Genomic DNA, 515 nt, shown 5'->3' with positions numbered 1-515 from the left:
TAGAAATAGGCTCCAATTGCCGTCGTCGTCGACGGTAAGGCATTCCCATTTTGAACTGGTAATTTCCCCGATTCGCATCCCAGTAAGCAGAGCGAATTTCAATGCGTTAGATTGGGTGCGATTAGGTTCTTCGTTGCATGCCTTGATGAAGGCAGAAACCTCGGCCCGTGACAGGAAACGTTGCCGTACGTTATTTTCCTTCAACTTCCTGATGTATTGACCGGGATTAGAGTCGACATAACCCCATTCCATTGCCAGCCTGAACATACGAAGCACTAAGGAACGTAGACGGTTCACCGTTGCAGGCTTTCTTCCCTCTAGTAATCCATCAAGTAATTTCTGAATGTCCTGCTGACCGATATCAGTGAGAGGTTTCTTACCCCATTTCGGATAGAAATGGAGCTTTAGACTACCTGCATCACTTTTGGCGGTGAGCTTATTCATCATGGCGTAGGGTAAGTAGTGCAGCTCCGCAAATTCTTGAAAAGTGAGCACGTTACGCTTCTCATCACGAA

The 515-nt window shown here is 46.8% G+C and carries 1 protein-coding gene; it reads right to left on the bottom strand.

What is annotated here, in order from left to right:
• On the bottom strand, positions 1–515 hold a 515-nt coding region (locus R7Q46_RS30380; protein ID WP_318078741.1), incomplete at both ends, for a site-specific integrase.

It is taken from the genome of Vibrio sp. 811 (genome assembly GCF_033339195.1).
Note: the sequence above shows the minus strand (reverse complement) of the source record. Positions and strands in the feature narration are given on the sequence as shown.